Source organism: Mesorhizobium sp. M8A.F.Ca.ET.057.01.1.1 (genome assembly GCF_003952565.1).
In the GTDB taxonomy this organism is placed as follows: domain Bacteria; phylum Pseudomonadota; class Alphaproteobacteria; order Rhizobiales; family Rhizobiaceae; genus Mesorhizobium.
The window spans coordinates 3,790,068-3,812,719 of record NZ_CP034454.1 but is presented as its reverse complement, the minus strand read 5'-3'; the positions used below and the strand labels follow the sequence as shown (position 1 = coordinate 3,812,719).

Annotated in this window: 23 protein-coding genes; 14 read left to right on the top strand and 9 right to left on the bottom strand. The window is 62.8% G+C overall.

Annotated elements, in window-relative coordinates; genetic code table 11:
- Window positions 1-19: 19 nt before the first annotated feature.
- The gene (locus EJ077_RS18150; RefSeq protein WP_208695498.1) at window positions 20-841 is read left to right on the top strand and encodes a phosphatase PAP2 family protein; all 822 of its coding nucleotides are present in this window, start codon (window positions 20-22) and stop codon (window positions 839-841) included.
- Window positions 842-937: 96 nt separating this feature from the next.
- Here the strand turns inward: EJ077_RS18150 and EJ077_RS18145 are convergent, their stop codons facing one another.
- Window positions 938-1,612 carry an alpha/beta hydrolase gene (locus EJ077_RS18145; RefSeq protein WP_027028091.1) on the bottom strand — a complete coding sequence of 225 codons (675 nt, stop codon included), beginning with the start codon at window positions 1,610-1,612 and terminating at the stop codon, window positions 938-940.
- A gap of 256 nt (window positions 1,613-1,868) precedes the next feature.
- On the opposite strand from EJ077_RS18145, the gene EJ077_RS18140 reads away from it, so the two are divergent.
- The 7 genes from EJ077_RS18140 (at window position 1,869) to sufA (ending at window position 8,961) form a co-directional block, all read left to right on the top strand.
- A complete protein-coding gene (locus EJ077_RS18140) occupies window positions 1,869-3,029 on the top strand; it encodes a cysteine desulfurase family protein (protein WP_208695497.1) in 1,161 nt (386 codons plus the stop codon).
- Between the two features lie 210 nt (window positions 3,030-3,239).
- Window positions 3,240-4,757: a Fe-S cluster assembly protein SufB gene (gene sufB, locus EJ077_RS18135; RefSeq protein ID WP_208695496.1), complete on the top strand. Its 1,518-nt coding sequence runs from the start codon at window positions 3,240-3,242 to the stop codon at window positions 4,755-4,757.
- Between the two features lie 30 nt (window positions 4,758-4,787).
- The gene (gene sufC / locus EJ077_RS18130; protein WP_208695495.1) at window positions 4,788-5,543 is read left to right on the top strand and encodes a Fe-S cluster assembly ATPase SufC; all 756 of its coding nucleotides are present in this window, start codon (window positions 4,788-4,790) and stop codon (window positions 5,541-5,543) included.
- Window positions 5,544-5,568: 25 nt separating this feature from the next.
- The gene (gene sufD, locus EJ077_RS18125; protein ID WP_208695494.1) at window positions 5,569-6,837 is read left to right on the top strand and encodes a Fe-S cluster assembly protein SufD; all 1,269 of its coding nucleotides are present in this window, start codon (window positions 5,569-5,571) and stop codon (window positions 6,835-6,837) included.
- A 5-nt stretch (window positions 6,838-6,842) separates the two neighbouring features.
- Window positions 6,843-8,087 (top strand): cysteine desulfurase, encoded by a 1,245-nt coding sequence (locus EJ077_RS18120; RefSeq protein ID WP_208695493.1) that lies wholly within the window; start codon window positions 6,843-6,845, stop codon window positions 8,085-8,087.
- A 5-nt stretch (window positions 8,088-8,092) separates the two neighbouring features.
- A complete protein-coding gene (locus tag EJ077_RS18115; RefSeq protein WP_135915466.1) occupies window positions 8,093-8,479 on the top strand; it encodes an SUF system Fe-S cluster assembly protein in 387 nt (128 codons plus the stop codon).
- Between the two features lie 101 nt (window positions 8,480-8,580).
- Window positions 8,581-8,961 (top strand): Fe-S cluster assembly scaffold SufA, encoded by a 381-nt coding sequence (gene sufA, locus EJ077_RS18110; RefSeq protein ID WP_208695492.1) that lies wholly within the window; start codon window positions 8,581-8,583, stop codon window positions 8,959-8,961.
- Between the two features lie 35 nt (window positions 8,962-8,996).
- On the opposite strand, the gene EJ077_RS18105 is transcribed toward sufA, so the two are convergent.
- Complete coding sequence (locus tag EJ077_RS18105) at window positions 8,997-9,494, bottom strand: GFA family protein (RefSeq protein WP_208695491.1); 498 nt, start codon at window positions 9,492-9,494, stop codon at window positions 8,997-8,999.
- A 91-nt stretch (window positions 9,495-9,585) separates the two neighbouring features.
- On the opposite strand from EJ077_RS18105, the gene EJ077_RS18100 reads away from it, so the two are divergent.
- Window positions 9,586-9,909 carry a TfoX/Sxy family protein gene (locus tag EJ077_RS18100; RefSeq protein WP_208695490.1) on the top strand — a complete coding sequence of 108 codons (324 nt, stop codon included), beginning with the start codon at window positions 9,586-9,588 and terminating at the stop codon, window positions 9,907-9,909.
- Window positions 9,910-10,088: 179 nt separating this feature from the next.
- On the opposite strand, the gene EJ077_RS18095 is transcribed toward EJ077_RS18100, so the two are convergent.
- The gene (locus tag EJ077_RS18095; RefSeq protein ID WP_208695489.1) at window positions 10,089-11,006 is read right to left on the bottom strand and encodes a pseudouridine-5'-phosphate glycosidase; all 918 of its coding nucleotides are present in this window, start codon (window positions 11,004-11,006) and stop codon (window positions 10,089-10,091) included.
- Between the two features lie 78 nt (window positions 11,007-11,084).
- On the bottom strand, window positions 11,085-12,029 hold the full coding sequence (locus tag EJ077_RS18090) for a carbohydrate kinase family protein (protein ID WP_208695488.1): 945 nt from the start codon (window positions 12,027-12,029) through the stop codon (window positions 11,085-11,087).
- A 278-nt stretch (window positions 12,030-12,307) separates the two neighbouring features.
- Between EJ077_RS18090 and recA the strand changes: the two genes are divergently transcribed.
- Window positions 12,308-13,408 (top strand): recombinase RecA, encoded by a 1,101-nt coding sequence (gene recA / locus EJ077_RS18085; protein ID WP_013895892.1) that lies wholly within the window; start codon window positions 12,308-12,310, stop codon window positions 13,406-13,408.
- A gap of 271 nt (window positions 13,409-13,679) precedes the next feature.
- Window positions 13,680-16,346 (top strand): alanine--tRNA ligase, encoded by a 2,667-nt coding sequence (alaS, locus tag EJ077_RS18080; protein WP_208695487.1) that lies wholly within the window; start codon window positions 13,680-13,682, stop codon window positions 16,344-16,346.
- Between the two features lie 114 nt (window positions 16,347-16,460).
- On the opposite strand, the gene EJ077_RS18075 is transcribed toward alaS, so the two are convergent.
- The 3 genes from EJ077_RS18075 to EJ077_RS18065 all read right to left on the bottom strand — a co-directional run bounded on the left by EJ077_RS18075 (window position 16,461) and on the right by EJ077_RS18065 (window position 18,592).
- Entirely contained in the window at window positions 16,461-17,087 is a 627-nt protein-coding gene (locus EJ077_RS18075; protein WP_208695486.1) for a glutathione S-transferase family protein, read from the bottom strand.
- Between the two features lie 79 nt (window positions 17,088-17,166).
- Window positions 17,167-18,378, bottom strand: a complete 1,212-nt coding sequence (locus EJ077_RS18070; protein WP_208695485.1) for an NADP-dependent isocitrate dehydrogenase — start codon at window positions 18,376-18,378, stop codon at window positions 17,167-17,169.
- A gap of 73 nt (window positions 18,379-18,451) precedes the next feature.
- A complete protein-coding gene (locus EJ077_RS18065; protein WP_208695484.1) occupies window positions 18,452-18,592 on the bottom strand; it encodes a hypothetical protein in 141 nt (46 codons plus the stop codon).
- On the opposite strand from EJ077_RS18065, the gene EJ077_RS18060 reads away from it, so the two are divergent.
- Window positions 18,591-19,511 carry an RNA methyltransferase gene (locus tag EJ077_RS18060; RefSeq protein WP_208695483.1) on the top strand — a complete coding sequence of 307 codons (921 nt, stop codon included), beginning with the start codon at window positions 18,591-18,593 and terminating at the stop codon, window positions 19,509-19,511. The two genes, EJ077_RS18065 and EJ077_RS18060, sit on opposite strands and share 2 nt — an antisense overlap.
- On the top strand, window positions 19,504-20,292 hold the full coding sequence (gene murI / locus EJ077_RS18055; protein WP_208695482.1) for a glutamate racemase: 789 nt from the start codon (window positions 19,504-19,506) through the stop codon (window positions 20,290-20,292). Before EJ077_RS18060 ends, murI begins: the two co-directional genes overlap by 8 nt.
- Window positions 20,293-20,313: 21 nt before the next feature.
- Here murI and EJ077_RS18050 read toward each other — a convergent pair whose 3' ends face one another.
- The gene (locus EJ077_RS18050) at window positions 20,314-21,696 is read right to left on the bottom strand and encodes an RNB domain-containing ribonuclease (RefSeq protein ID WP_208695481.1); all 1,383 of its coding nucleotides are present in this window, start codon (window positions 21,694-21,696) and stop codon (window positions 20,314-20,316) included.
- 159 nt (window positions 21,697-21,855) lie between these two features.
- Between EJ077_RS18050 and EJ077_RS18045 the strand changes: the two genes are divergently transcribed.
- Complete coding sequence (locus EJ077_RS18045; RefSeq protein ID WP_015318153.1) at window positions 21,856-22,038, top strand: DUF3008 family protein; 183 nt, start codon at window positions 21,856-21,858, stop codon at window positions 22,036-22,038.
- Window positions 22,039-22,123: 85 nt separating this feature from the next.
- Here EJ077_RS18045 and EJ077_RS18040 read toward each other — a convergent pair whose 3' ends face one another.
- Window positions 22,124-22,321 (bottom strand): hypothetical protein, encoded by a 198-nt coding sequence (locus tag EJ077_RS18040; RefSeq protein WP_199642506.1) that lies wholly within the window; start codon window positions 22,319-22,321, stop codon window positions 22,124-22,126.
- Window positions 22,322-22,652 lie beyond the last annotated feature (331 nt).

Genomic DNA, 22,652 nt, shown 5'->3' with positions numbered 1-22,652 from the left:
TGATGGCGTCGTGTTCCCAATGCTCGTGAAATCGCGCCCACCTGTTTCCAGTTCGCTCCTAGGGATAGGACGCCGATCCCTCGGCAATTTTCGCGACACTCTGCAGCTCGCAAGGCGACGCCTTGCCGTTCGCCCCGCTCGCTATCCCAACATCTCATGGTGGGCGTGGGGCCTGGTCTGGGTCTTTCTGACGGCAGCAGCCTTTGTTCGTCTCGATACCCCGGCAGGGGTGGCGCATGGTCAATGGTCGCCCGATGTGGCCAGGCTTGCCGAGTTCTTCACGCAGTTCGGGCTGGGCGGCTGGTATCTCATTCCGTCCGCGCTTCTGCTTGTCGCGGCCAACCTGACGGATTGGCGAAGCCTTTCGCGGCGCGCGCTGATGCTGGTCTACAGTTGGACCTGTCTGGCTTTCCTGGTGCTGAGCGCTGTTGGCCTGTCCGGCCTTACCGTCAATGTCCTGAAATATGCCATTGGCAGGGCCCGCCCGCTCTACTTCCAGGATTTTGGCGTCCTTGCGCTGCACCCTTTTGCCTTCGATGCGCGCTTTGCCGGCTTTCCCTCCGGCCATGCCACGACGATGGGCGCCGTGTTCGGTATTCTGGTGCTTCTGTTTCCGCGGCGTTGGTACATCGCCTTGGTGGTCACGGCCTGCATCGCCTCGACCAGGGTCTTCGTCGGCGCGCACTATCCGAGCGACACCGTTGCCGGCTTCGGCCTCGGCTGCGCCTTCGCGCTGGCGTGCGGACTGGTCTTTGCCAGACTCGGCTTCATCTTCCGGCCGGCACCCTCAGGATTGCCGGTCCGCAAAGCATCGTTCCGGCTGGTCGCCCCGGAAAAATAGGTCGGTGCCGGATAATCCGCGCCGCGGCAGCCTTACGTCGAGGAGGCGGGCATTGACGCCCGCCCTTACCCCGGCGAATACGGATCGCCTGATGTCTTATCTCAGCCGCTTCGGTCGCGGATCGGACAATTCACCGGCCAGCCGGCGATCGAGATAGTCTGCGCATTCCTCGATCAGCACATCGGCGTCGTTGGCGAAGAAATGGTTGGCGCCGGGCAGGGTCTTCTGCGTGATGGTGATGCCCTTTTGCGTGTGCAGCTTGTCGACCAGACCTTGCACGTCCTTCGGCGGCGCCACCTTGTCGGCATCGCCATGGATGATCAGGCCCGAGGACGGGCAGGGCGCCAGGAACGAGAAATCATAGGTGTTGGGCTGCGGCGCGATCGAGATGAAGCCTTCGATCTCGGGCCGGCGCATCAACAGCTGCATGCCGATCCAGGACCCGAATGAGTAGCCGGCGACCCAGCAGCTCTTGGAGTCCGGATGCAGCGACTGCACCCAATCCAGCGCCGCCGCTGCGTCCGACAACTCGCCGGTGCCATGGTCGAACTCGCCCTGGCTGCGGCCGATGCCGCGGAAATTGAAGCGCAGCGTGGTGAAGTCACGCTTCTGGAACATGTAGAAGAGGTCATAGACGATCTTGTTGTTCATCGTGCCGCCGAACTGTGGGTGCGGATGCAACACGATGGCAATCGGCGCGCTCTTTTCCTTCGAGGGCTGGTAGCGTCCCTCCAGACGGCCGGCAGGACCGGTGAAAATGACCTCAGGCATGAAATACTCCACGTGACATATACAAGTGCGCGGCGCCCGGAAGCCTCTTCCTCTGGCCCCGCTTCCACAGACCTTGACGCAGGGCGAGCGTCTTCCTAGAAGCTAGTTTAGAATTGTTCAAAACTGGGTGGCCGAAACGCAATCGCCCGATCGCCCTCGCCGCAAGCCGCGTAAATAGGACGGCTTGCCTTGGAATTTCAAGGAAATAACGCCATACGTCGGCGGAATGGCTTCTGACGGGAAGAACTGGACGAAAATGGCCGCGATACGCGCCTATCTCGACTATAATGCCAGTGCGCCGCTGCTTTCTGCGGCGCGCGAGGCCATGGTCGCGGCGTTTGATGCGGCCAATCCCTCGTCGGTCCATGCCGAAGGGCGCGCCGCGCGCAGGCTGATCGACAATGCCAGGCGCGACGTGGCGGCGCTGGTCAACGGCAAGGCCGAACATGTCGTCTTCACTTCGGGCGCGACCGAGGCCGCCTCGACGCTTCTGACGCCGGATTGGCAGATGGGGCGCAGCGCCATTCGCATGAGCCGGCTCTACGTGTGCGAGGCCGACCATCCGTGCCTGCTGAATGGCGGACGCTTCCCTGCAGACCTGGTGACGCGGATCAGTGTCGGCGCCGATGGCGTCGTCAATCTCGACGCCTTGATGGCGGCCCTCGTCGGTCACGACAAGGCCGATGGCTTGCCCTTGGTCGCGATCCACGCCGCCAACAACGAAACCGGCGTCATCCAGCCGATCGATCGCATCGCGGAGATCGTCAGGCCGGCGGGCGGCATTCTTGTCGTCGACGCGGTCCAGGCCGCGGGCCGCGTTTCGATCGATATGTCGGCTGGATATGCCGACTATGTGATTCTGTCCTCGCATAAGATCGGCGGCCCCAAGGGCGCTGGCGCCATCGTTGCCGCTGCCGATCTGATGATGCCGAGGCCGCTGATCAATGGTGGCGGCCAGGAAAAGAGCCACCGCGGCGGCACCGAAAACTTGCCTGGCATCGTCGGTTTTGGCGCCGCTGCGCGAGAAGCCCTGGCCGGGCTGAACACCATCGGTGCCTTGCGTCAGCGTCGCGACGAGGTTGAAACCATCATCAAGACCCTGGTGCCGGACGTGGAAATCTTCGGAGCCGGCGCACCAAGGCTTGCCAACACGACATTCTTCGCTATTCCCGGGGTCAAAGCCGAAACCGCCCAGATCGCCTTCGATCTGGCGGGCGTGGCGCTTTCCGCCGGCTCCGCCTGCTCGTCGGGCAAGGTCGGACCGAGCCATGTGCTGAAGGCCATGGGGCACGGTGACAGCCTTGGCGCCCTGCGCGTGTCGGTCGGTGCAACGACCGGCGCCGAGGACATCGAAATGTTCCGCGCCGCGCTGGCAGGCATCGCCGCGCGAAGGGCGGGCAGAGAAAAAGCCGCGTAGCGGTTGGAGCATCGGGTCCCGATGCTTGAGAAAAACGGATTTGGGCTTCGGCCTGGTAGAGCGGTGCGTTTCATGTTGGCCGGGTGAATTTCCGGTCGAGGCGCACTATATGGAACTTACGCTGCCGCGGACGCTGCTCGGGCGTCCATTTGGCGGTGCCATAGTTTGAAAACTGTCGGGCCTTGACCCCGGCGTGGATGGAGAACGCATATGCCTGCTGTGCAGGACACGATCGATCGGGTCCGAAAGATCGACGTCGACCAATACAAATACGGATTCCAGACCGAGATCGCCGTCGACAAGGCTCCCAAGGGCCTGAGCGAAGACATCATCCGTTTCATTTCGGCCAAGAAGGACGAACCTTCCTGGATGCTGGAATGGCGCCTCGAAGCCTATCGCCGCTGGCTGACGCTGGAAGAGCCGACCTGGGCGCGCGTCAACTATCCCAAGATCGATTTCCAGGACATCTACTATTACGCGGCGCCCAAGAGCACGCCCGGGCCGACTTCGCTCAGCGACGTCGATCCCGAGATATTGAAGGTTTACGAGAAACTCGGCATTCCGTTGAAGGAGCAGGAAATCCTCGCCGGCGTGCAGAAGACCGACGTCTCGGAACTCGAGGAAGTCAGCGACAACGTCTACAAATCAGGCCGCGTCGCCGTTGACGCCGTGTTCGATTCCGTCTCCGTCGTCACCACCTTCAAGAAGGAACTGGCGCAGGCCGGCGTGATCTTCTGCTCGATCTCGGAAGCGATCCGCGAGCATCCGGAGCTGGTGCAGAAATATCTCGGTTCGGTCGTGCCGACCTCCGACAATTTCTACGCCACGCTGAATTCGGCCGTGTTCACCGATGGCTCCTTCGTCTTCGTGCCCAAGGGCGTACGCTGCCCGATGGAGCTATCGACCTATTTCCGCATGAACGAGAAGAACACCGGCCAGTTCGAGCGCACGCTGATCATCGCCGAGGAGGGGGCTTACGTTTCCTATCTAGAAGGCTGCACGGCGCCGCAACGCGACGAGAACCAGCTTCACGCCGCAGTGGTCGAACTGGTCGCGCTCGACGATGCCGAGATCAAATATTCGACGGTGCAGAACTGGTACCCCGGCGATGCCGAGGGCAAGGGCGGCATCTATAACTTCGTCACCAAGCGCGGCGACTGCCGTGGCGACCGTTCGAAGATTTCGTGGACGCAGGTCGAGACCGGCTCGGCGATCACCTGGAAGTACCCGAGCTGCATCCTGCGCGGTGACGATTCCTCGGGCGAGTTCTATTCGATCGCCGTCTCGAACGGCTACCAGCAGGTCGATAGCGGCACCAAGATGATCCATCTCGGCAAGAACACGTCGAGCCGCATCATTTCCAAGGGCATCGCCGCCGGTTTCTCGCAGAACACCTATCGCGGCCAGGTCTCGGCGCACCGCAAGGCGACCAACGCCCGCAACTTCACCAATTGCGACTCGCTGCTGATCGGCGACCAGTGCGGCGCGCATACCGTGCCCTACATGGAAGCCAAGAACTCGACTGCGCAGTTCGAGCATGAAGCGACGACGTCGAAAATATCAGAGGACCAGAAGTTCTACGTCATGCAGCGCGGCATTCCCGAGGAAGAGGCGATCGCGCTGATCGTCAACGGCTTCGTAAAGGACGTCATCCAGCAGCTGCCGATGGAATTCGCGGTCGAAGCGCAGAAGCTGATCGGCATTTCGCTGGAAGGCTCGGTGGGCTGACCGGCCCAGACAAATATTCAGGAAACAAAAATGCTTGAGATCAAGAACCTGCATGCCCGCATCGTCGATGACGGCACCGAAATCATCCGCGGCTTGAACCTGACGGTGAATGCCGGCGAGGTCGCCGCCATCATGGGCCCGAACGGCTCGGGCAAATCGACCCTGTCCTACATCCTCGCTGGCCGTGAGGACTATGAGGTGACGGAGGGCGACATCCTCTATAACGGCCAGTCGATCCTCGAAATGGACCCGGCCGAGCGCGCCACGTCAGGCATCTTCCTTGCCTTCCAGTATCCGATGGAGATACCGGGCGTCGCCACCATGGAATTCCTGAAAGTGGCGATGAACGAGCAGCGCAAGGCGCGTGGCGAGGAGCCGCTGAAAATCCCGGAATTCCTGAAGCGGGTGAAGGAAGCCGCAGCCTCGCTCAACATGGACATGGCGATGCTGAAGCGGCCGCTCAATGTCGGCTTCTCCGGTGGCGAGAAGAAGCGCGCCGAAATCCTGCAGATGAAGCTCCTGGAGCCGAAACTCTGCGTGCTCGATGAGACCGATTCCGGCCTCGACATCGACGCGCTGAAGATCGTCTCGGATGGGATCAACGCGCTGCGTTCGCCGGACCGGGCTTTCCTGGTCATCACCCATTACCAGCGCCTGCTCGAGCACATCGTGCCCGACAGCGTGCACGTCCTCTACAGGGGCCAGGTCATCAAGTCGGGCGACAAGTCGCTGGCGCTCGACCTCGAAGCCAACGGCTATGCCGGTGTGATCGGCGAAGCCGCTTGAGATGCCAGAAGGCAAGGTCAAACTGATGAATATGCACACACAACCGCAGCGGACACCGGCCGAGACAGCGTTGATCGACGCCTTCGGCGACCGGCTGTCGCTGCTGCCGGGCGACGGCGCGGTGATGCTGAAGCGCGACGACGCCATTGAGGCGATCAAGCACGGCCTGCCGACGCGTCGCATCGAGTCCTGGCACTACACCGATCTACGTCGGCTTTTGAACGCGGTGCCGAACTTCGATCCGGCCGCCCCCGTGAAAGCCATCGCGCCTATCGTCGACGGTTCGACGGTTCTCACCCTGTTGAACGGCGTGTCGAGCGCCAAGGCACCGGTCGTCGAGGGTGTCAGCGTCCAGCGTCTGTCCGAAAAGCTGACCGACGGCAGCATCGCGCCCGGGCTCGACCCCTATGGCAGTGACGATGCCATTGGTGCGCTGAACACCGCCTTCGTCGCCGACGGCTATTTCGTCGATATCGCCGATGGTACGGAGCTGGAAAAGCCGATCGAGCTGCAGAACCTGCAGGCAGCTGGCCAGACCCATGTGCGCTTGCCGGTGCGTGTCGGCGCCGGCGCCAAGGCGGTCATCGTCGAGCGTCAGAGCGGCGAGGGCGCCGCGCTGACGAGCTCGGTCAGCCAGCTCGTGCTCGGCGAGGGCGCCGAGGTGACCTGGCTGATCGTCCAGGAGCAGCCGGAGACGGCGACACACTTGGCGCAGTTCAAGGCCCATATCGGCAAGAATGCGAAACTGACGCTGTTCGTCATGAACGCCGGCGGCAGGCTGGTGCGCCAGGAGATCATGATCAAGACGACGGGCGAAGGCGCCGACTTCAAGCTGCGCGGCATCAATCTTCTGGCCGGCGACACCCACACCGATGTCACCATGGTGCTCGACCATGCCGTGCCGCATACGACATCGACGGAGGTCATCCGTAATGTGGTGACGGGCAAGGCGCGGGGTGTGTTCCAAGGCCGCATCAACGTTCACCAATATGCGCAGAAGACCAACGCCAAGATGGCCTGCAACACGCTGCTTTTGTCGGACGATGGCGAGTTCTCGACCAAGCCGGAGCTCGAAATTTTCGCCGACGACGTCGTCTGCGGCCATGGTGCGACGGTCACCGAGATCGACCACGACCATTTGTTCTACCTGATGGCGCGCGGCGTCGACGAAAAGAGCGCACGCGGGTTGCTCGTCAAAGCCTTCGTCGCCGAGGTGATCGAGGAACTGGATGACGAAGCGATCGTCGAGGCGCTGGAAGCGCGGCTCGATGAGTGGTTTGTGACGCACGGGTGATCCTGATGAACGCTCCAGGCAAGATCGGAGATTTCTACGACGTCGAGGCGATCCGCCGTGATTTCCCGATCCTGTCGCGCGAAGTCTATGGCAAGCCGCTCGTCTATCTCGACAACGGCGCCTCGGCACAGAAGCCGCAGGTGGTGCTCGACACGATCCAGCATGCCTATTCCCAGGAATACGCCAACGTCCATCGCGGCCTGCATTTCCTCTCCAATGCCGCCACCGACGCTTATGAGAAGGCCCGGGAAACGGTGCGCCGTTTCCTCAACGCGCCAAGCACCGACAATATCGTCTTCACCTCGAACACGACCTCGGCGATCAACACCGTTGCTTATGGTTATGGCATGCCCAACATCGGCGAGGGCGACGAGATCGTGCTGTCGATCATGGAGCACCATTCCAACATCGTTCCCTGGCATTTCATCCGCGAGCGGCAGGGCGCCAGGCTGGTCTGGGTGCCGGTCGACGACCTCGGCGTCTTCCACATCGAGGAATTCGAAAAGCGCCTGACCGACAGGACGAAGCTGGTTGCCATCACACAGATGTCGAATGCGCTGGGCACGGTGACGCCGATCAAGGAGATTGTCCGGATCGCGCATGCGCGCGGCATTCCCGTACTCGTCGACGGCAGCCAGAGCGCCGTGCACATGGCCGTGGACGTCCAGGACCTGGATTGCGATTTCTTCGTCTTCACCGGCCACAAGGTCTACGGCCCGTCGGGCATCGGCGTGCTCTACGGCAAGAAGGATAGTCTTGCCGGCATGCGCCCCTTCATGGGCGGAGGCGAGATGATCGAGGAGGTCACGGAAGACATCGTCACCTACAACGATCCGCCGCATCGCTTCGAGGCGGGCACGCCGCCGATCGTGCAGGCGATCGGGCTGGGTGCTGCGCTCGACTACATGGACTCTGTCGGCCGCGAGCGCATCGCGGCGCATGAAGAAGACCTCAAGACCTATGCCCACGAACGGCTGCGCGCCATCAATTCGCTGCGCATCTTCGGCGATGCGCCTGGCAAGGGCGCCATCATCTCCTTCGAACTGCAAGGTATTCATGCCCATGACGTCTCGATGGTGATAGACAGGCAGGGCGTGGCTGTCCGCGCGGGCACCCATTGCGCGCAGCCGCTGTTGAAACGCTTTGGCGTAACCTCCACATGCAGGGCATCGTTCGGCATGTATAATACCAGGGCCGAAGTCGACGCTTTGGCCGAGGCGCTTGAAAAAGCGCGCAAGTTTTTCGGGTGACGACCATGGATGATGTGAGCACCACCGCAGAGACCGTTTCGGCCGGCAACAGCGTTGTTTCCGCCTCGGCCATCCCCGCGGATGAACTGGCGCGACTGACCGATGACATCGTCTCGGCGCTGAAGACGGTCTACGACCCGGAAATCCCGGCCGATATCTACGAGCTCGGCCTCGTCTACAAGATCGACATCGAGGACGACCGCTCGGTCAAGATCGACATGACGCTGACCGCGCCTGGCTGCCCGGTGGCCGGCGAAATGCCCGGCTGGGTCGAGAACGCGGTGGGCGCCGTTGAAGGCGTCTCCGGGGTAGAGGTCAACATGACTTTCGATCCGCCCTGGACGCCCGACCGCATGTCGGAAGAGGCGCAGGTCGCGGTTGGCTGGTACTAGCGCTGAGCCTGGTACACTTGCGCCAGGGGTAAAACTTCACCATTTTAGGTGAGGAATCATTCGGCAGGCCTTGAACCTGCATGGAATGGAGAAGGAAGAACATGGGACGCTTTGCCGTCATTACGATGACCGAAAAGGCCGCTGACCGGGTGCGCGAGATCGTCGCTGCGCGCGACAACGCGCATGGCATCCGCCTCGGCATCAAGAAGGGCGGCTGCGCCGGCATGGAATACACGGTCGATCTGGTGACCGAGCCCAACACCAAGGACGACCACATCGAGCGCGACGGCGCCCATGTCTATGTCGCGCCCGAAGCGGCCCTTTTCCTTTTCGGCACCGAAATGGATTTCGAGCAGACGACGCTGCGCACCGGCTTCACCTTCCACAACCCGAACCAGAGTTCGGCCTGCGGTTGCGGTGAATCCGTCGAACTGAAGCCGGCTGATCTCAAGGCGCTGGCCGAAGCACGCGCCTCGGCCTGATCTTCCCTTCGCCCTGTAACCTGGGGTGAAGGAAGCTAATCCACCCACATCCCTGTCCGCTTGTGCCATTCGGCGATCGATTCTTCGGGATAGACGTCGAAGACTTTGTCCTTCGGCCCAACATCAGGCTCGACCCAGTTCGCCTTGTATTTCAGCATCAGATGCACTTTTTCCGGTGGGTCCGGCAGGTCGTTGTCGATCGCCGAGGCGAAGGGATGCACCAGTTCCGGCCAGGTCGGATCGTAGAGCCAGAGCGCCGACCCGCACTTGCGGCAGAAATTGCGCTCGCCGGTGGAGACCTCGCAATGGGGATGCTCGTCGTCCTCGATCTCGGCCCGGTAGACGCCAAGGCTGCGTTTGCCTCGGATTTTCATCGTCTCGTAGTCGGCGCCGAGATTGATGGCAAAACCACCTCCGCCCTGCTGCTTGCGGCAGATCGAGCAGTAGCAAAGCATGAACGGCACCGGTGTGTGGCTTTCCACCTCGAAACGCACGGCGTTGCACCGGCAGGACCCTTTGAGCAGAAGCGGCATGACGAAACGACTCCGACGGAATGTTCACAATCCGTCAGCATGATTTCGACTGCGCGATGACAATGTCAAATGCCGGTGACATGATCGCGGCATGGACAATGAACGCATCGCCGAACTGTTCGAGGGCCTCGGACCGGTCAGCATCCGAAAACTGTTCGGCGGCAAGGGCATCTATTACGACGGCATCATCATCGCCATCGTGCTGCGCGGCGAATTGCTGCTGAAAGCCGACGAGCAAAGCGCGTCCGACTTCGAGGCCGCCGGTTGCCGGCAATGGACCTATACCGGCACGCGCCATGGCAAGCTCGTCGCGATGCCCTATTGGAGCATTCCCGATAGTGCCTTCGACGATCCCGACGAGATGACGCTGTGGGCACGGCGGGCTTACGAGGCCGGACGACGGGCGGGAAAGTAGATATAGGCAGGGCACGAGGCCGCCCCCTCATCCGGCCGTTTCGCGGCCACCTTCTCCCCGGGGAGAAGAGATTGGCGCTGGCAACTCCTCTCCCCGCGGGGAGAGGTCGGATTGCCCCGAATTGCTCTTAGCAATTCGGTCTTGGCAATCCGGGTGAGGGAGCCTTCGCCGGCTCGACCCTACAGCGCCTTGGCTATCTTCGCCGCCAGCCTTGCATTGTTCTCGACCAGCGCGATGTTCGTCTTCAGGCTGCGGCCGCCCGTGAGTTCCAGGATTTTTCCCAGCAGGAACGGGGTCACCGCCTTGCCGGTGACGTTGAGGGCTTCGGCCGCCTTTTGCGCGGCTTCGATGTAGCTGGCCATTTCTTCAGCGGGGATTTCGTGGTTTTCCGGCACCGGATTGGCGACCAGCAAGCCGCCGCCAAGTCCCAGAGCCAGGCGCGTCTGGTAGAAATGCGCGATGTCTTCCGGCTTGTGCAAGGTCAATGGCGCGCGGAACGGCGACTGCCGCGACCAGAAGGCCGGCATCGTCTCGCAGCCATGGCCGACCACGGGCACGCCGCGCGTCTCCAGCACCTCCAGCGTCTTCTCGATATCAAGGATGGCCTTCGCGCCGGCCGAGACGACGATGACCGGCGTGCGCGCCAGTTCGTCGAGGTCGGCCGAGATGTCGAAGCTCTTTTCCGCGCCCTTGTGCACGCCGCCGATGCCGCCGGTGGCGAACACCTTTATCCCGACCATGTCAGCCGCGATCATCGTCGCGGCGACCGTGGTGCCCCCGGTGCGGCCTTGCGCGACGGCGAAGCCGAGATCGGCGCGCGACAATTTCATGGCGTCACCCGTCATCGCCAGCGATTCGCGTTCGCCGTCCGAAAGCCCGACCTTGATGCGGCCGTTGACCACGGCGATCGTCGCTGGCATGGCGCCGCCGTCAGCGATGATTTTTTCGACATTGGCCGCCATGGCGCCATTGTCGGGATAGGGCATGCCATGGGTGATGATGGTGCTTTCGAGCGCCACCACAGGACGCCCGGCGGCCAGGGCCTGCGCCACAGGCACATGGATATCGATGAAAGGGCGGGCGGTCTCTGGCGTCATTTCTGATCTCCGATCCGGAATGCGGCGCATCCATCAGGAAAGCGTAAGCTTCGCTGCGGCGTTATGAATTTCCCGGTCTCATGCCACTTCCCTGGCATCCGGCACAAGGGCCAGCGCTTCCGCGAAGCTCGCCGGGGAGAATTCGGGCACCGCATTGGCGCTCTCGATGGTCAGCGTCGCCGCCGCGACACCTTCGCGCAGGGCCTGGTGCAGCGGCAGGCCGCGCAGCAGCGCCGCGACCGTCGCACCCGCGAGCGCGTCGCCGGCGCCGGTGACATCGGCGACTTCTCTGGGAGCTGGCGGCAGGATCGAAAAAGCGCCTGTGCTGTCGAAACCCAGCACAGGGCCACTGCCTGCCGTGACCACGCCGCTGGCAAGGCCGCTGCATCGCAACCCGTCGATCATCTCCCGCTCGGCAGCGTTTGGATTGACCCCAGCCAGCACAACGGCCTCCCGCCGGTTCATGAAGAGCTGAGCCAGCCCGCCGAGCACCGGTATCAGCCGCGTCACCTTGGCCGGCGAAATCGCGATGGCGAAAACCGGTTTGCCGGCGGCGAGCGACAGCAACCCTTCCAATGCGGCCGACGGCAGATTGGCGTCGCACAGGATGGCATCGGCGGCGGCTACCTCCCGGCGGATCTTGGAACGCCTGATCTGTTTGGGAAAGGCCAGGTCGTACAGCGCCATATCGGCAAAGCCGACGATCAATTCGCCCTCGCGGTCGATCAGAGCCGTGTAGCTCGGCGTGGTACGATCGAGGAATACCGCCGACAGATCGGCGATGCCTGCCTCGGCGATGGCCCGTGAAACCGTATCGCCCGCCGCATCGCCGCCGCGCACCGAAAGCAGGGACGCGGAGAGGCCGCGCCGCACCATGCCGCGCAGGGCGTTGAAGACGCCACCGCCGACATCCTCGCGCATCGTGCCGGGATTGGAGGCGGCCGGCACGTAAGGACCGGACACCTGGCCACGCCGGTCGATATGGGCGCCGCCCAGGGCCAGTATCTTCACTGAATTCACCATGGCGGCGATATGACCTTTGTTGTTGTAGCCGCACAAGCGCTAGAGTGCGCGACAGAGCTTCGCACGCAAGACGGCGATTCGGCCGGGGGAATGCTGGGGCCGGCTGGCCCAATGCGGAGCCAGTTCCTGACCGGCTTGGCAAGACAAAAAAAGAACAAATCCCGATATCTATTGTTTTCAATTGGTTGTCACCCCTTGCCAAATGAGAACAAAAAGGTACAAAATGCCAGGGATTACGGATTGTCCGGCCTTCATTGACGACCAAGGGGTGATGTATCATGGCTCAGAATTCTTTGCGGCTGGTAGAGGATAAGGCAGTGGACAAATCAAAGGCTCTGGATGCGGCGCTGTCGCAAATCGAGCGGGCTTTCGGCAAGGGCTCGATCATGCGGCTCGGCGCCAACGAGCAGGTCGTCGAGATCGAAACGGTGCCGACCGGTTCGCTCGGCCTCGACATCGCGCTCGGCGTCGGTGGCCTGCCGCGCGGCCGCATCATCGAGATCTACGGGCCGGAAAGCTCGGGCAAGACGACGCTGGCCCTGCATACCGTGGCCGAGGCCCAGAAGAAGGGCGGCATCTGCGCCTTCGTCGATGCCGAACACGCGCTCGATCCGGTCTATGCCCGCAAGCTCGGTGTCGATCTCGAAAACCTGCTGATCTCACAGCCCGACACCGGCGAGCAGGCGCTGGAGATCTGCGACACGCTGGTGCGTTCCGGTGCCATCGACGTGCTGGTGGTCGATTCGGTGGCGGCGCTGACGCCGCGCGCCGAAATCGAGGGCGAGATGGGCGATTCGCTGCCCGGCCTGCAGGCCCGCCTGATGAGCCAGGCGCTACGCAAGCTGACCGCTTCGATCTCGCGCTCCAACACCATGGTCATCTTCATCAACCAGATCCGCATGAAGATCGGCGTCATGTTCGGCTCGCCCGAAACGACGACCGGCGGCAATGCGCTGAAATTCTATGCTTCCGTACGCCTCGACATCCGCCGTATCGGCTCGGTCAAGGATCGCGACGAAGTCGTCGGCAACCAGACCCGCGTCAAGGTGGTCAAGAACAAGCTGGCGCCACCCTTCAAGGTGGTCGAATTCGACATCATGTATGGCGAGGGCGTCTCCAAGACCGGCGAACTGGTCGATCTCGGCGTCAAGGCCGGCGTGGTCGAGAAGTCAGGCGCCTGGTTCTCCTACAATTCGCAGCGTCTCGGCCAGGGCCGCGAGAATGCGAAACTGTTCCTGCGCGACAATCCCGACACCGCGCGCGAGATAGAACTGGCGCTCAGGCAGAATGCCGGACTGATCGCCGAAAAATTCCTCGAGAATGGTGGCTCAGAGGGCAATGGCGACGACGGTTTTGAGGACGAAGCCGGCGCCATGTAGGGCAGCGCCAGAGTTTGGCCATAAATCCAGCCTATTTTCCGATGCTTAAGTAACAGAGTTCTTTAGTACCGCGTTCAAAACCGCCGGCCTTCGCGCCGGCGGTTTTCGTTTGCGTGCCCGCGCAAATGCCGGTGCGAAGCGTGAATTGGCCCAATTTCGTGTTTCTGGACAGGGTCAAGAGCTACGGCTAAAAGGCCAACTCCATCTTCTAGAAAACACTGAGCCATCTCCCGCCGGTCCGGCCGGCGGCTCTCTTGAAAAGGCAGTATCCATGAGTGGCGTGAACGAGATCCGGTCGACCTTTCTCGACTATTTCCGCAAGGAAGGCCACGAGGCCGTTGCCTCGAGCCCACTCGTGCCGCGCAACGATCCTACCTTGATGTTCACCAATGCCGGCATGGTGCAGTTCAAGAACGTCTTCACCGGCTTGGAGAAGCGGCCTTATTCGCGTGCCACCACGGCCCAGAAAAGCGTTCGCGCCGGTGGCAAGCACAACGATCTCGACAATGTCGGCTATACCGCGCGCCACCTGACCTTCTTCGAGATGCTCGGCAATTTTTCCTTCGGCGACTATTTCAAGGAGCGCGCCATTGAGCTTGCCTGGAACCTCATCACCAGGGAGTTCGGGCTGAAGAAGGACAAGCTGCTGGTCACCGTCTACCACACGGACGACGAGGCGGCCGGCTTCTGGAAGAAGATCGCCGGTTTCTCCGACGATCGCATCATCCGGATCGCAACCTCGGACAATTTCTGGGCGATGGGCGACACGGGACCGTGCGGCCCCTGCTCGGAAATCTTCATCGACCGTGGCGAGCACATCTGGGGCGGCCCTCCGGGCAGTCCCGAGGAGGACGGCGACCGGTTCCTCGAATTCTGGAACCTGGTGTTCATGCAGTACGAGCAGGTGACGAAAGAGGAGCGCGTCGACCTGCCGCGCCCGTCGATCGACACCGGCATGGGTCTGGAGCGCATGGCCTCCATCCTGCAGGGGGTGGATAGCGTCTTCGAAACCGACCTGTTCCGTCATCTGATCGATGCGGCGTCCTCCGCGCTTGGGCGCGCGCCCGACGCGGAGACGGTTGCGTCCTACCGCGTCATTGCCGATCACCTGCGCTCATCCTCCTTCCTGGTTGCCGACGGCGTGCTGCCCTCGAATGAAGGCCGCGGCTATGTGCTGCGCCGGATCATGCGCCGCGCCATGCGCCATGCGCAGCTGCTCGGCGCCCGCGATCCGTTGATGTGGAAACTGGTGCCGGCCCTGGTGCGCGAGATGGGCCAGGCCTATCCGGAACTGGTCCGCGGCGAAACGATGATTACCGAGACCCTGAAACTCGAAGAGACCCGCTTCCGCAAGACACTGGTGCGCGGCCTCGGGCTGCTGTCCGAGGCGACGGAGAAGCTCGGCGCCGGCGACATGCTGGATGGCGAGACGGCATTCAAGCTCTACGACACTTATGGCTTCCCGCTCGACCTGACGCAGGACGCGCTGCGGCAGCGCAGCATCTCGGTCGATCTTGCTGGGTTCACCAACGCGATGGAGCAGCAAAAGGCGGAGGCGCGTAAGCACTGGGCCGGGTCCGGCGAGGCCGCCACCGAGACGGTTTGGTTCTCCGTGCGTGAAAAGACGGGCGCCACCGAATTCCTCGGCTACGAAACCGAGCAGGCCGAAGGCCTCATTCAGGCGCTGGTCAAGGACGGCAAGACCGTCGACAGCGCCGCCAAGGGCGATGCGGTCGCCGTGGTCGTCAACCAGACGCCGTTCTATGGCGAATCCGGCGGCCAGATGGGCGACACCGGCGTCATCTCGGGTGAGGGGTTCTCGGTCGAGATCTCCGATACGCAGAAAAAGGCCGATGGTCTGTTCGTGCATCTCGGCAAGGTGGTCGCAGGCACGGTCATGACGGGGGCCGCGGTCGAACTGAAGGTCGATCATGCCAGGCGTTCCAGGCTGCGCGCCAACCACTCCGCGACGCATCTGATCCATGAGGCGCTGCGCGAGGTGCTTGGCACCCATGTCGCGCAAAAAGGCTCGCTGGTCGCGCCGGAGCGTCTGCGCTTCGATATCTCGCACAACAAGCCGATTTCAGCCGAGGAGCTCGAAGAGGTCGAGCGCATGGCCAACGAGATCGTCGTCCAGAACAGCCCGGTGACCACGCGCCTGATGTCGGTCGACGACGCCATCGCCGAAGGCGCCATGGCGCTGTTCGGCGAGAAGTATGGCGACGAGGTGCGCGTCGTGTCGATGGGTACCGGCCTGCATGGCGCCAAGGCCAACCGGCCCTACTCGGTCGAGCTTTGCGGCGGCACGCATGTCAGGGCGACCGGCGATATCGGCCTGGTGCGCATCGTCTCGGACGGTGCGGTTGCCGCAGGCGTGCGCCGCATCGAGGCGTTGACCGGCGAAGCCGCGCGCAAACATCTCGACGAGCAGGATAGGCGGCTGAAGGCGGCCGCCGCCACGCTGAAGATCTCGCCGGCGGATGTGCCAGCCCGTGTCGAAGCACTGCTCGAAGAGCGCAAGAAGCTCGAGAAGGACCTGACCGAAGCGCGCAAGAAGCTGGCGCTGGGCGGCGGGTCGCCTGCCGATGCCCCGGCCGCCAACGAGATCGTGGCTGGCGTCGGCTTCCTCGGCAAGGCGGTTTCAGGCGTCTCGCCGAAGGACCTGAAGCCGCTGGCCGACGCCGGCAAGACTTCGTTGGGCTCTGGCGTCGTTGTGTTCGTTGGCGCCGGCGAGGACAACAAGGCGAGCGTCGTGGTCGCCGTCACCGATGATCTCGTCAGCCGCTTCAGCGCCGTCGACCTGGTGCGCGTGGCCTCGGCCGCATTGGGCGGGCAGGGCGGCGGCGGCCGTCCTGACATGGCCCAGGCCGGCGGACCGGATGCCTCGAAGGCCAATGATGCGATCGCCGCGGTCAAGGCGGCGCTGGAGGCCGCTTAGCGAATTTACGCAGGCGCTAGCCATGCCAACGAGTTAATCCGAGGCTGGCAGGACAGCGCCTGCCTCTGTCCTGCTGGACAGAGGGGCGCTGTCCCACGGTTATCCCGATACTTGTCAACCAACCTTTTCGGTGCGGGCAAAGCTTGGGCGGGCAGCCACGCGCGCATACCACTCCTGGACGCGTGCAAACCGCGCCAGCAAATCGCGCCCCTCGATGACCTTGACGAAATAGCCAATCATCGGCGCCGCGTGCAGGTCGGCCAGCGTCAGCTGATCACCAAACAGCCAAGGCCCTTGTGCCTTCAGCGACGTCAGCACCCCGAGCACCGTTTCGGCCTGGCGCAGCCCGCTGGCGATCAGGCGCTCGTCGGGCGCCTCCTTCTCCAGCCGCTCGACGGCAACATCCCAGACCATCGATGTGTAGCCATAGGCATCGAGCATGCCTGTCATCTGGCCCATTCTGGCACGGCCCCGCGCATCGGCCGGCTGCAGCGCCGGACCGTCGAAAGCTTCGTCGACATAGCGTGCGATCGCATTCGTCTCGAAGAGCCGGAACCCGTCGTGTTCGAAGGCCGGGATGCGGCCGAACGGGTGATGTTCGAGATACCAAGCCGGGATGCCATCGGCGGCGAAGATGTCGAGCGGCACCAGCTCGTAGTCGATGCCTTTCTCCTCCAGCGCCATCCGCGCGATGCGCACATACACACTGTAGTCCGCGCCGTAGAGGATTGGCTTGGTCATGCTGTCAGCCCTTCGCATGCGCCGGCCCTAAAAAGCGAAGGCTCCTTTCGGAGCCTTCGGCATTTGGAACCGCGGGTACTTACGCCATCGCCTTCTGCAAATTCTCGTCGATCTTGTCGAGGAAGCCGGTGGTGGAGAGCCAGGGCTGGTCGGGGCCGATCAGGAGCGACAGGTCCTTGGTCATGAAGCCGGACTCGACGGTCTGGATGCAGACCTTTTCCAGCGTCTCGGCAAAACGCTTCAGCTCGGAATTGTCGTCGAGCTTGGCGCGGTGCGCGAGGCCGCGCGTCCAGGCGAAGATCGAAGCGATCGAATTGGTCGAGGTTTCCTCGCCCTTCTGGTGCTGGCGGTAGTGGCGGGTGACGGTGCCGTGCGCGGCTTCCGCTTCCACCGTCTTGCCGTCCGGCGTCATCAACACCGAGGTCATCAGGCCGAGCGAACCGAAACCCTGCGCCACCGTGTCGGACTGGACATCGCCGTCATAGTTCTTGCAGGCCCAGACATAGCCGCCCGACCATTTCAGGCTCGACGCCACCATGTCGTCGATCAGGCGGTGTTCGTACCACAGCTTCTTCGACTTGAACTCGGCCTCGAATTCAGCCTCGTAGACCTCCTGGAAGATATCCTTGAAGCGGCCGTCATAGGCCTTGAGGATGGTGTTCTTGGTCGACAGGTAGACCGGATAGTTGCGCAGCAGGCCGTAATTCAGCGACGCCCGGGCGAATTCGCGGATCGACTCGTCGAGATTGTACATGGCCATGGCGACCCCGGCGCCGGGCGCGTCGAACACGTCGTGCTCGATCACCTGGCCGTCCTCGCCGACGAACTTGATCGTCAGCTTGCCCTTGCCGGGGAAACGGAAATCGGTGGCGCGGTACTGGTCGCCGAAGGCGTGACGGCCGACGATGATCGGCTTGGTCCAGCCGGGTACCAGTCGCGGCACGTTCTTCATGATGATCGGCTCGCGGAAGATGGTGCCGCCGAGGATGTTTCGGATGGTGCCGTTGGGCGACTTCCACATCTTCTTCAGCTTGAATTCCTCGACGCGCTGCTCGTCGGGGGTGATGGTCGCGCATTTCACGCCGACGCCGTATTTCTTGATGGCATTGGCCGAATCGATCGTCACCTGGTCGTTGGTTGCGTCGCGGTGCTCGATGCCGAGGTCGTAATATTCGAGCTTGAGGTCGAGATAAGGGTGGATCAGCTTGTCCTTGATGAACTGCCAGATGATGCGGGTCATCTCGTCGCCGTCGAGTTCGACGACCGGGTTCGCCACCTTGATCTTCGCCATGGAAAGAATGCCTCGTTGCTGGGATTGGGACGGCCTTGCCCGCGTGGCATTGGCCGGGGATGCCGCCCGTATATCAAAGCGCTTTTGGCCACGCAAACGCCGATCGGTCACGAATGTGAGGTATGGCCGCCACCATTTGCGAATGCTTCATTTTCGCGGCCGAATATGGCAGGGGACGCTGAAATGCCGCAAACAGCAGTTCATTGACGATCATGCCCATCACCAAAGCCCCCGACAGTCCCGCAGCCGCCGGCCCGGCGATCATCCTGGTCGAGCCGCAGCTTGGCGAGAATATCGGCATGGTCGCCCGCGCCATGGCCAACTTCGGCTTGGTCGAGTTGCGCCTTGTCAACCCGCGCGACGGCTGGCCGAGCGAGAAGGCGCGCGCCGCCGCCAGCCGGGCCGACCATGTCATCGACGCCGTCACCGTTTACGAGGATCTGGCCTCGGCTCTCGCCGACCTGAACTTCGTCTTCGCCACCACCGCCAGGCAGCGCGACGGCTTCAAATCCGTGCGTGGCCCAGTGGAAGCGGGCAGGATGCTCCGTGCCCGTCACGCAATGGGGCAGCGCACCGGCATCCTGTTCGGACGCGAACGCTTCGGTCTCTACAATGACGAGGTTGGCCTCGCCGACGAAATCGTCACTTTCCCGGTCGACCCAGATTTTTCCTCGCTCAACATCGCCCAGGCGGCCTTGCTGATGTCCTATGAATGGATGAAATCGGGCCTGGAGGACGAAACCAGGACCAATTTTTCGGGGCCGGAGATGAAGCCTGCAAGCAAGGAAGAATTGCACGGCCTGTTCGCCTATCTGGAGGGCGCATTGGAAGCGCGCGGATATTTTCGACCGGCGCCGAAGAAGCCGAAAATGGTCGACAATCTGCGCGCCGTGCTGACGCGGGCCGGCTTCGCCGAACCGGAGCTCAAGGTGTTGCGCGGTATCATCTCGTCGCTCGACCGGTTCTCACCGGCGATGCCGCGCGGCGATGGGTCACCGGGCGACGATCCCCGGCGTTTGCCTGCCGCCGCCGCGCGCGCCCGCAAGGCGGAGGCTGCCGGCCATCTGCCGGACGCTAGCGGCGACGACGCGGACACGCCGCCGGTCGGCGGCAAGGGAACCGACAATGACTGAGCAGCCGATCCTGATGTTCGATTCCGGCGTCGGCGGGCTCACCGTGTTGCGCGAGGCACGCGTCCTGATGCCCGACCGGCGCTTCATCTATGTCGCCGACGATGCCGCTTTTCCTTTTGGCGCCTGGGAAGAGCCGGCGCTGCGGACCCATATACTCGACCTGTTCGCCAGATTGCTCGACCGCTTCGCGCCGGCGATTTCGGTCATTGCCTGCAACACCGCCTCGACGCTGGTGATCGACGCGCTGCGCGAGAGATTTCCCGGCCATCCCTTCGTCGGCACCGTGCCTGCGGTCAAGCCGGCGGCGGAGCGCACGCGCTCCGGCCTGGTCTCGGTGCTGGCGACGCCAGGCACGGTGAAACGCCAATACACGCGCGACCTGATCAGCAAATGGGCGCAGAAATGCCATGTCCGGCTGGTCGGCAGCGACAGGCTGGCGGGCCTGTCCGAAGCCTATATGCGCGAGGGCTTCGTCGACGAGGAGGCCGTACGCGCCGAGATCGCGCCATGCTTCATCGAGCGCGACGGCATGCGTACCGATATCGTCGTGCTGGCCTGCACGCACTATCCGTTTCTGGTCAATCGCATGCGCAAGACCGCGCCTTGGCCGGTCGACTGGATCGATCCAGCCGAGGCGATCGCACGGCGAGCGCTTTCGCTGCTGCCGCCCATCGATGGGGTGCCGCCGCAAGGCGAGCCCGATATAGCGGTCTTCACCTCGGGCAACGCGGATTTCGCCGTCAGCCGCCTGATGCAGGGCTTTGGACTGACCGTGCGCTAGAAGGTGGGTAACGCCTGCCTGTCAAACAGGTTCGAAGACGATGCTGCGTTGATCCGGATCAGCCAGGACCAGCCTTAGCTTCAGATTTTCGCCCTGTCTGAGCCCCGGGGCTTTTACGTTGGCAACGACAGGCATGTCGGCAAGCTGAACGCGCACGCCATGGTCGACGACGTCGGTGACGACGGCTTTGAACGTCTCACCCTCGCGCCCCTCCAGCATGACCGCCTCGGCAAGGTCGATGGCCGCATGGTTGATCTGCGAAGCGCGGCTATCGGCACGTCCCATCGCCCTCGGCAACCTGGCGAACGCATCGGTGACGGCCTGGGGCACGGGCTGGCCGTTGGCGATCGCCAGCACGCAACGCACGACATAGCGGTCGGCAAGTCGCCTAAGCGGCGCTGTCGCATGGGCATAGGTCGCGGCCATGGCTTCATGCCACGGGACAACGCCGTCCTGATAGGGCTGGTAGGACGCGCCGGGGCTTGCATGGCGGATTTCCAGCATCAACGCTGCTTGTCGCGGATCGGTGGGATCGAGGGTTCGCTGATAGTCTCGCAAACCGGTGGAGGCCGGCCAGGACAGCCCGAGAGCCTGTGCCGCGTTGCGCAGTCTTTGAACCTTGAACGCATCCGGCCCCGACATCACCCGGAACAAACCGGTGTGATGCGCAAGCATGGCATCGGCAATCGCCATGTTGGCGGCCAGCGAAAGCGCTGCGTTGTCCTGCTCGGATTGCAGCAGCGGTCTGAAGGCAAGCCGGTATGTGCCGTCGGCGAGCCGTTCCACCTCCTGCACGGGTGGATCGACGCGGGAAGCGCCGCGACGCTTTTCGTTCATTGCCATGCGCCGCGCCATTTCGGCAAAGCCGGTCGGAACGTCGGAAGCCTTCACGCTGTCATAGGCGAGCTTGGCGCGGCTTTGAATGATTGCCCGCTCCGCGCCGTCCAGCTTCACCGCGCCGTCGGGCGCGACCCGAACCGTTAAGATGACGGAGGGACGCGGTCCATCCGGCAACAGGCTTGCTGCCTTCTCTGCAATCACCGGCGGGTAGAGCCCTGCCTTGCCGTCCGGCAGGTAAAGCGTCTCGCCCCGCGTCCAGGCTTCGAGATCTATTGCGTCGCCGTCCTCGACGAACCAGGCCACGTCGGCAATGGCATAATGCAGCAGAAGATCACTGCCGCTCGCCTCGATCGAGAACGCTTGATCAAGATCGGTGGAGGCAGCCGGATCGAGCGTGACGAAGGGCATCGCCCTTCGATCGGCATGCTGGTCGGGGACGCGTTTGGCCGCCGCCTCAGCCGCGGTCACGACATCAACCGGAAATCCATCCGGCACGTGCAATTCGGTGCGGATTTTCGCCAGGCCAGTGGAGAGAGCCTGTGAGGGATCGGTCAGAGATTTCATTCAGCCGTCCTACACTGGGGGCCCGGACACGGGAAGGCAGCCGTCGAAAATCGCCAAGGGCGGCCACCGGCTGGCGCCGAGCGGATCGGGAATGAGCCAGTGGCGCTGGAACCGCCACCGCAGCGCGGCGTTTCTCCTGACAGCAAAGGAGACCCCGCCATGCCAGCCACCTCGAAAGCCCAGCAGAAGGCCGCCGGCGCCGCACTCTCCGCCAAACGCGGCGAGACCAAGAAAAGCGAGCTCAAAGGCGCTTCGAAGGGCATGTATGAATCGATGAATGAAAAGCAGCTCGAGGAATTCGCCGAGACGAAGCGCAAGGGACTACCTGAGAAAAAATCCTAGGATTGAGCGCTTCGAGCGCGACTACCTTGGAATGAAAAAGGGCCAGCGACATTCGCTGGCCCTTGGGATTGTTGTGTTGAACAGCCTACCAGCGGTGGCAGCGCCGTATTCTCTCGACGATCACCCTGCGATGACCATGCCGCCACACCACTCTCTTTTTGACGATAACCCGGCAGACCTGCTTATGGCCGTGCCAATGGCGCGCCATGGCCGGCTCCGGGGCAACCGCCATCGATCCTGCAAGCACCGCGGCGCCTGCCAGGGCAAGGAAAAACTTCTTCATGCAATTAGGCTCCTCTAGCTCCAGTCCCTTCCTGGTGCCGCTGGCGCAAAACCTCCCGCCACATCCGGCATCGCATCAACGCCCCGAACGCTATACGGTTGCCCCGCGCCGCGCCACTCACGAACTTGACACCGGTTAAATCTCGGTTTAATCAGCCGCCAACGCCGGGCAGCGAAGTCCGGTGATTGTTTTGTATACGCAAGATCTGTCACGATAGCTGTTCCTGATCTTGTTTGAACTGACGTGTCCCGTGGGTTTTCCGCCGCGTTGCGTGGGAAAACCCTGTCAGGTCTCGAAAACGGAGGCCAGAGGAGGGCGCGTTTCCTTCACC

Bases quoted from the DNA above. Each gene is read 5' to 3' on its own strand.
- sufD (WP_208695494.1), top strand. From the start codon at position 5,569: ATGAATATGCACACACAACCGCAGCGGACACCGGCCGAGACAGCGTTG.
- EJ077_RS18095 (WP_208695489.1), bottom strand. From the start codon at position 11,006: ATGACGCCAGAGACCGCCCGCCCTTTCATCGATATCCATGTGCCTGTG.
- EJ077_RS18140 (WP_208695497.1), top strand. From the start codon at position 1,869: ATGGCCGCGATACGCGCCTATCTCGACTATAATGCCAGTGCGCCGCTG.
- EJ077_RS18060 (WP_208695483.1), top strand. From the start codon at position 18,591: ATGCCCATCACCAAAGCCCCCGACAGTCCCGCAGCCGCCGGCCCGGCG.
- EJ077_RS18050 (WP_208695481.1), bottom strand. From the start codon at position 21,696: ATGAAATCTCTGACCGATCCCTCACAGGCTCTCTCCACTGGCCTGGCG.
- murI (WP_208695482.1), top strand. From the start codon at position 19,504: ATGACTGAGCAGCCGATCCTGATGTTCGATTCCGGCGTCGGCGGGCTC.
- EJ077_RS18150 (WP_208695498.1), top strand. From the start codon at position 20: ATGCTCGTGAAATCGCGCCCACCTGTTTCCAGTTCGCTCCTAGGGATA.
- EJ077_RS18105 (WP_208695491.1), bottom strand. From the start codon at position 9,494: ATGCCGCTTCTGCTCAAAGGGTCCTGCCGGTGCAACGCCGTGCGTTTC.
- EJ077_RS18115 (WP_135915466.1), top strand. From the start codon at position 8,093: ATGGATGATGTGAGCACCACCGCAGAGACCGTTTCGGCCGGCAACAGC.
- EJ077_RS18040 (WP_199642506.1), bottom strand. From the start codon at position 22,321: ATGAAGAAGTTTTTCCTTGCCCTGGCAGGCGCCGCGGTGCTTGCAGGA.
- EJ077_RS18070 (WP_208695485.1), bottom strand. From the start codon at position 18,378: ATGGCGAAGATCAAGGTGGCGAACCCGGTCGTCGAACTCGACGGCGAC.
- alaS (WP_208695487.1), top strand. From the start codon at position 13,680: ATGAGTGGCGTGAACGAGATCCGGTCGACCTTTCTCGACTATTTCCGC.
- EJ077_RS18100 (WP_208695490.1), top strand. From the start codon at position 9,586: ATGGACAATGAACGCATCGCCGAACTGTTCGAGGGCCTCGGACCGGTC.
- EJ077_RS18065 (WP_208695484.1), bottom strand. From the start codon at position 18,592: ATGATCGTCAATGAACTGCTGTTTGCGGCATTTCAGCGTCCCCTGCCA.
- EJ077_RS18145 (WP_027028091.1), bottom strand. From the start codon at position 1,612: ATGCCTGAGGTCATTTTCACCGGTCCTGCCGGCCGTCTGGAGGGACGC.
- EJ077_RS18120 (WP_208695493.1), top strand. From the start codon at position 6,843: ATGAACGCTCCAGGCAAGATCGGAGATTTCTACGACGTCGAGGCGATC.
- EJ077_RS18075 (WP_208695486.1), bottom strand. From the start codon at position 17,087: ATGACCAAGCCAATCCTCTACGGCGCGGACTACAGTGTGTATGTGCGC.
- recA (WP_013895892.1), top strand. From the start codon at position 12,308: ATGGCTCAGAATTCTTTGCGGCTGGTAGAGGATAAGGCAGTGGACAAA.
- sufC (WP_208695495.1), top strand. From the start codon at position 4,788: ATGCTTGAGATCAAGAACCTGCATGCCCGCATCGTCGATGACGGCACC.
- EJ077_RS18045 (WP_015318153.1), top strand. From the start codon at position 21,856: ATGCCAGCCACCTCGAAAGCCCAGCAGAAGGCCGCCGGCGCCGCACTC.
- sufA (WP_208695492.1), top strand. From the start codon at position 8,581: ATGGGACGCTTTGCCGTCATTACGATGACCGAAAAGGCCGCTGACCGG.
- sufB (WP_208695496.1), top strand. From the start codon at position 3,240: ATGCCTGCTGTGCAGGACACGATCGATCGGGTCCGAAAGATCGACGTC.
- EJ077_RS18090 (WP_208695488.1), bottom strand. From the start codon at position 12,029: ATGGTGAATTCAGTGAAGATACTGGCCCTGGGCGGCGCCCATATCGAC.